Origin of the sequence: uncultured Amnibacterium sp. (assembly GCF_964245895.1) — a bacterium.
In the GTDB taxonomy this organism is placed as follows: Bacteria; Actinomycetota; Actinomycetes; order Actinomycetales; family Microbacteriaceae; genus Amnibacterium.
In genome coordinates this window covers 1-5,738 of record NZ_CAXTOQ010000192.1, presented here as the reverse complement: position 1 = coordinate 5,738, position 5,738 = coordinate 1, and the positions used below count along the sequence as shown (strand labels likewise).

General features: G+C 74.6%; 7 protein-coding genes. 2 read left to right on the top strand and 5 right to left on the bottom strand.

Features of this window, described 5'->3' with window-relative positions; all coding sequences use genetic code 11:
* Positions 1 to 728, top strand: a 728-nt coding sequence (locus tag ACFE60_RS17190) for an alpha/beta fold hydrolase (protein WP_375390079.1), incomplete at its 5' end; no start/stop codon positions are given.
* A gap of 12 nt (positions 729 to 740) precedes the next feature.
* Here the strand turns inward: ACFE60_RS17190 and ACFE60_RS17185 are convergent.
* Positions 741 to 1,385, bottom strand: coding sequence for a hypothetical protein (locus ACFE60_RS17185; protein ID WP_375390078.1), 645 nt, complete (start codon positions 1,383 to 1,385; stop codon positions 741 to 743).
* 110 nt (positions 1,386 to 1,495) lie between these two features.
* Here ACFE60_RS17185 and ACFE60_RS17180 point away from each other — a divergent pair, with 110 nt between their 5' ends.
* Positions 1,496 to 3,019 (top strand): LuxR C-terminal-related transcriptional regulator, encoded by a 1,524-nt coding sequence (locus ACFE60_RS17180; RefSeq protein ID WP_375390077.1) that lies wholly within the window; start codon positions 1,496 to 1,498, stop codon positions 3,017 to 3,019.
* Between the two features lie 117 nt (positions 3,020 to 3,136).
* Here ACFE60_RS17180 and ACFE60_RS17175 read toward each other — a convergent pair whose 3' ends face one another.
* The 4 genes from ACFE60_RS17175 to ACFE60_RS17160 all read right to left on the bottom strand — a co-directional run.
* On the bottom strand, positions 3,137 to 3,676 hold the full coding sequence (locus ACFE60_RS17175; RefSeq protein WP_375390076.1) for an Ltp family lipoprotein: 540 nt from the start codon (positions 3,674 to 3,676) through the stop codon (positions 3,137 to 3,139).
* Between the two features lie 140 nt (positions 3,677 to 3,816).
* Positions 3,817 to 4,707, bottom strand: a complete 891-nt coding sequence (locus ACFE60_RS17170) for a patatin-like phospholipase family protein (protein ID WP_375390075.1) — start codon at positions 4,705 to 4,707, stop codon at positions 3,817 to 3,819.
* A gap of 170 nt (positions 4,708 to 4,877) precedes the next feature.
* Positions 4,878 to 5,615 carry a hypothetical protein gene (locus tag ACFE60_RS17165; RefSeq protein ID WP_375390074.1) on the bottom strand — a complete coding sequence of 246 codons (738 nt, stop codon included), beginning with the start codon at positions 5,613 to 5,615 and terminating at the stop codon, positions 4,878 to 4,880.
* Between the two features lie 37 nt (positions 5,616 to 5,652).
* The coding region (locus ACFE60_RS17160) for an excalibur calcium-binding domain-containing protein (RefSeq protein WP_375390080.1) at positions 5,653 to 5,738 on the bottom strand (86 nt) is incomplete at its 5' end.

Genomic DNA, 5,738 nt, shown 5'->3' with positions numbered 1-5,738 from the left:
CCTGGTCCGCGGTCACGCCCCTGCTGGTCGCCGCCGGCTACCGGGTGCTCGCGCCGGATCAGCGCGGGTACTCGGAGGGGGCGCGCCCGCGCGGGGTGCGGCACTACTCGATGCGGTCGCTGGCCGCCGATGTGCTCGCGCTGGCGGACGCCGCCGGCGTCGAGCGGTTCCACCTGCTCGGGCACGACTGGGGCGCCGCGGTCGCGTGGACGCTCGCGGGCCGACATGCGGATCGCGTCGCGTCGCTGACCGCCGTGTCCGTGCCGCATCCCGCGGCGCTGCGGCGGGCGCTGGCCGGGAGGCAGGCGCTGCGCTCCTGGTACATCGGCGCGTTCCAGCTCCCCGTGCTGCCGGAGCTGCTCCTCCGGGTCCGCGGCGGAGCGCTCGCCCGCCGGCTGCTCGCGAGCACCGGGATGCGGGACACCCGGGACGCCGTCGGGCTGCTGTCCGATCCCTGCAGTGCGACGCCGATGCTGAACTGGTACCGGGCGATCCGCCTCCGGGGGCAGCTCGACGCCGGCCGGACCCGGCTGCCAACGCTGTTCGTCTGGAGCGACGGGGACACGGCGATCGGGCGCCGGGCGGCGGAGGGGGCCGGCGACTTCGTGCGCGCGGACTACCGGTTCGAGGTGCTCATGGGCGCCAGCCACTGGATCCCGGAGGAGCGGAGCGCCGAGCTCGCCGCGCTCACCCTCGAGCACCTCGCGGCGCACCCCCTCCAGCCGTAGCGACGCGCGCGCTCAGCGGGCCGCGCCCCGACCCTCCCGCAGCGCGCCGACGCCGATCGCGAGGTAGAGCAGGGACCAGAGCGCGAGGGCGATCGCCCAGAACGGGCCGCTCACGGCCAGCGCGGGGATCAGCGGCACGAACACGAAGATCCCGGCGAGCAGCACGACCGCGCGCGGCCAGCCGCGCCACCGGCCGGCGCGGATCACCGCGATGCCGAGCAGCAGCTCGCCGATCCCCAGCAGGATCGTCGGCACCGCGTACCCGGTGTTCACCGCGTCCACGATCGCGGTGTCGCCCTGCTCGTTCATGGCGGTGATCGACACCAGTTCGGCGACCGCGAGGCCCACCAGTCCGACGCTGGTGACCGCGCCGCCGATCCGGCCGAGGGTGCTCGGCGCCGCGATGCGGGGCAGCAGCGCCATCAGCGGCACGATCGCCGCGTGCTGCAGCGCGAGCACGACCGCGACGATCGTGGCGACCGTCGGCGTGAACGGGAGACTGAACCAGTCCGACGTCACAATCGGCGGCAGCACCAGCTGGACGAGCGCCAGCACGGCTCCGACGAGCCCGGCCGCGATGGCCAGGTACGGCGCCGTGGTCCCGGCGGTGGCTCGGCCGTCCGTGACCGTGCGGGAGGGGGTGCGCGTTGCGGTCATCGTCGGCTCCGATCCGCACCGGCGGGTGGTGCGCCGGGGCGAGGCCGACGCTAGGTTCGGCGGCGAGGCCGCACCATCCGTGCAACCACTCATCCGCGAGGCGGGTACCCATGGCGATCGACGCGCGGGGCGACGTGGAGGGGGAGGCGCGGCTCGCCCTCGCGGCGCACGACCACGAGCGGGCGGCGGCGCTCCTCCGGACGGCGGTCGCTGATCAGCCTGCACCCCGCGAGCGGGCGCTGCTGCTGATCGATCTCACGGCCGCCGAGGCGCGCGCCGGTCGGACCGACGCGGCGTGGGACGCGGCGCGCGACGCCATCGCGGTCGGACGAGCGCTCGGCGACGGGGATGTGCTCGCGGACGCGGTGCTCGCCGCTCCGCTGCGTGGGTACGGCGGGTGGGCGGAGGCGGCGGAGCACCACGCGCTCGCGGCCGAGGCGCTCCGGTCGGCTCGGGAGCCCGTTCGCCGACGACGGCTGGAGTCGCTGCTCGCCACGACGACGGACACCTGGACCGTCCCGTTCCCGGAGGCCGGTCCCATCCCGGACGGGTCGTCGCCGGATGCGCGGTTCGACTGGCTCCGTGCCCGCTGCGAGGCGCTGCAGCACGTGCGGTACGCGGCGGAGCGCCTGGCGCTGGCCGCGCTCGCGCGCGACCTCGCCGGTGATCGGACCGACGAGTACCAGGGCTGGGCCGCCCTGTGGGAGGCGACGGCGTCGGCGCAGCTGGGCAGGCGGCTCGAGCTGGACGCCGCGATCATGCGGCTGCGGGGAGTCTGCGCCCGCCTCCGCGAGCCGGTCTGGAGCTGGCGGCTCGGCACCGAGCTGGCGGCGCTCGCGCTGCTCGACGGCTACGTGGACGACTCCGCTCGTCTCGCGCGGGACGCCCTCGCCGCGGCGGGGGAGCCGGCGCCGCTCGAGGCGCGGTTCGTCGACCTGATCCTCCGCTCCGAGATCGCGGTGCGGTCGAAGCGTGGCCTCGACGGCATCGACGCGGAGTTGCGGGTGCAGCTGATCGGCATGCCGTTCTTCGCGCAGGGCTGGCGGGCCGGCGTGCTGATCGCCGCCGGTCGGCGCGAGGAGGGGGCGGCGATCTGGCGGGCACTCCGCCCCGTGATCACCCGCCTGCCGGAGGCGCCGACCGAGTGGCTCGTCGCGCTCGCGGGCTACGCGCGCGTCGCGATCGCGCTCGAGGACCGGGAGAGCGCCGCCGTGCTGCTCGAGCTGCTGCGACCGGTCGATGGCTTCCAGGTCGTGGGGTCCGCGCAGGCGGAGAACGGCGGCCCGGTCGCCCTGCTGCTCGGCTGTCTCGAGGCGCTGCTGGACGATCGGGCCGCGGCCCGCCGGCTCCTGCACGCCGCGGTCGCGCAGGCCGATCGGATGCACGACCCCTTCCACGCCGCGCAGGCCCGGGCGGCGCTCACGGCACTCGGCGCCGAGACGGGGCCGCTCACCGCCCGGGAGCTCGAGGTCGCCCGGCAGGTGGCGCAGGGGCTCGGCAACCGGGCGATCGCCGAGCGCCTCCACCTGTCGACGCGGACCGTGGAGAACCACGTCGCGCACATCCTCACGAAGCTCGGCGTCGGATCGCGATCGGCGATCGCCGCCTGGGCGACGCGGCGCGATCAGGCATGATCTGGTGTCCGCGCGGCTTCGCGCGTCGCCGTGCGGAACGGTCGTCCGTGCCGGAGGGGGCCGATGCCTGCCGCGTCGGCTCAGTGCTCGCAGCCGGACCGCGCACTCGGTGGCTGATCAGAGGTGGTCGATCGCGTAGCGCGCCTGCGACGCTGTGAACTGCGACCCGGCACTGCTCGTCAGCTGCTCGTAGAGCGCGTCGTCGGACAGGTGAAGCAGCTTGTCGTAGGACTTCGCGGCGGCCAGAGCCTCCTTGTTGTAGTTCACCTTCACGTGCTTGAGCGCGTAGCTCGCCTGCGAAGCCGTGTACTGCGAGCCGGCGTCGCTCGTCAGCTGATCGAACAGCCCCTGCTTGCTGAAGTTCAGGGAACGCACATAGGACTGGGCGCTGCCGAGGGCCTCCCGGCTCCAGTTCACCTTCACGTGCTCGACGGCGTAGCGCGACGCCTTCGCCGAGAACTGCCCGCCGTACGGGCTGTGCAGCTGGTTGTACAGTCCGGCCTTGCTGAAGTCGAGCGAGCGGACGTACGACCTCGCCTGAGCGAGCGCGTTCTGGTACGACCGCGGAACCGACGCCTCGGCCGGAGCAGCGGCCCCGAGGACGAGGGCGGCAGTCAGCGCGGCCGCGACACCGATGCCGGCGATGGACTTCTTCATGGGCGGACGACTCATCTCTGCAGTGGGTAGCGGGGGCCGGCATGACGAGAGCGCCGAAACCCCAAAAACTGAGTAAACCGCGAGAGCTGCGCTCGTGTCCACCTCGACCTCGAGTGGAGATCATGCGAGTTCGGTTCCGCTCATCGCCAGAACCCGATGAGCACCTCCGCTCGGGAGCGCCCCTGCTCGAAGCCGGCCCGCGCCGCGGGTGCCCGCCGGGCCAGGTCGAGCATGGTGTCGCCGAACGCCTCCAGCGCGGCCTCGTCCGGGAACACCGTTTCGACGCGGCTGCCTGCGGCGCGCAGCTCGTCGACCTGCGCCGCCAGCTGCATGCCCCACTCGAGCGGGTGCCGGGTCCTGCCTGCGAACGGCGACAGGATCAGGACCCGCTCGGAGCCGGCGGCGAGGTCGGCGTTCTCGTTGCGGCGGTACCCGCCGTCGATGTACTGCCGGTCGCCGATCCGGTACGCGGAGCCGCCCGAGGTGCTCGCCGCGACCGCGTCCACCAGGTCGACGCCGCTGTCCCGGTCGAAGGCGACGCCCTCGCCGGTGTGCGCGTCGACAGCGGTGAGGAGGAGGCGCTGCGCGGGCCACCGGGAGCCGGCCATGCGTGCCGCGACGGTGCTCCGCCAGCGGTCGGTGCCGGCGCCTCCGGATGCGGCGTCGAGCTCGTGGAAGGCGGCACCCATCCGGCGGCGCATGTCGGCGGCGTCGGAGGCCGAGTCGATGATGCGCTGCGTGCGCTCCAGGTGGTCGGCCTGCGATCCAACGGGACCCCGGCTGCCTGCCGGGCGGTCGGGGCGCTGGGGCGGGACGGACTCGAGGACGGTGGCGTACAGCTCGGGCAGCGGCTCGTTCGTGACCTGCACGGCCGCGGTCGCGCCGGCCGAGGTGCCGATGACGAGGTCCGCGTTCGTGACGTCGAGCCCGCCGTCGGCGAGGCCGGCGAGGACGCCGATCAGCCAGGCGTTGCCGACGGCACCGCCTCCGCCGAGGACGAGGGCGCGGGAGGAGGAGAAAGTGGTGGTCATGGGAGTGCCTTTCGCGGGATGCGGGGGAGGCGCTCCGGGCGGCGGCTACGGAAGTCGCGCGATCGTGGACTGCAGCGGAGCGCCCACGGGAACTGCGTTCATGGGTCTCACCTCCTGCCGTCGGAACACGATCGATGCCACCGTGGCACGGCGCCGGCGGCACGGCAACCTCAGTGCAGCTCGGAGATCGTGCTCGGGATGCCGGTGATCAGCAGCGTCCAGCGGACGCCGGCCGGCGCCTCCAGCGCGATCCGCGCGGGCGCGCTGCCCGAGTAGTCGAACGTCGACGGCGTCGCGAAGTCGCGGTGGGCTTCGATCGTGCCGCGGGCGACGATCTGCTCGTACAGCGTCCGGTCCGGTCGGGTCGCCCGGCGCAGCGCCCGCCACTCGATGGTCGACGCGGCGGTCGAGTAGAGCGACAGCACCGCCCGCTGCCGGTGGCTGGAGGCGGAGGGCAGGTCGACCAGCAGCACCGCGTCGCCGGTGCCGTCGAACCGCTGCGCAGCAGCGGCGGTCCCGTCGATCCAGACCGAGATCGGCGCGGGGCCGCCTGCCTCCGCGGGGTCGACGCGGAGGATCTGGCCGTCGCCGATGTCCTGGACCACGATTCGCGCGTCCGGGACGGCGGAGGCGGTCGGGCGCAGCGGCGGCGCGGCCGGCTGCTGGAGGAGGGTGGTGGCGGTGACCACGGACAGGGCGACGGCGGCGACCGTGATGCCCGCGGCGAGGCGGTGACGAGATCGCGCGGGCGCCGGCGCCGACTCGTCGGCCCGCGCTGCCGCACCCGGCTCCGCCCCGTCGGGGCCCACGAGGTCGCGGTATCGCTGGACGTCCGCCTCGGTCGCGTCGGCACGGTAGAGCCTGCGGCGGAGGGTGTCCTCCTCCGCGGGCTCCTGCGCCGTGGTCACGGGGCCACTCTGCTCCTCGATCCCGTGGCGCGAGGTCCTACTCGCAGCCGACCCCGTCCCCGTCCCGGTCGAGCCGACCCGAGTACCCGGGATCTCCCGTGCGCACCGGCGCGGCTCCCGCCG

What these genes read in the sequence shown, in the direction of transcription:
- ACFE60_RS17170 (WP_375390075.1), bottom strand. Translation starts at nt 4,707, where the DNA reads ATGACCACCACTTTCTCCTCCTCCCGCGCCCTCGTCCTCGGCGGAGGC.
- ACFE60_RS17175 (WP_375390076.1), bottom strand. Translation starts at nt 3,676, where the DNA reads ATGAAGAAGTCCATCGCCGGCATCGGTGTCGCGGCCGCGCTGACTGCC.
- ACFE60_RS17180 (WP_375390077.1), top strand. Translation starts at nt 1,496, where the DNA reads ATGGCGATCGACGCGCGGGGCGACGTGGAGGGGGAGGCGCGGCTCGCC.
- ACFE60_RS17185 (WP_375390078.1), bottom strand. Translation starts at nt 1,385, where the DNA reads ATGACCGCAACGCGCACCCCCTCCCGCACGGTCACGGACGGCCGAGCC.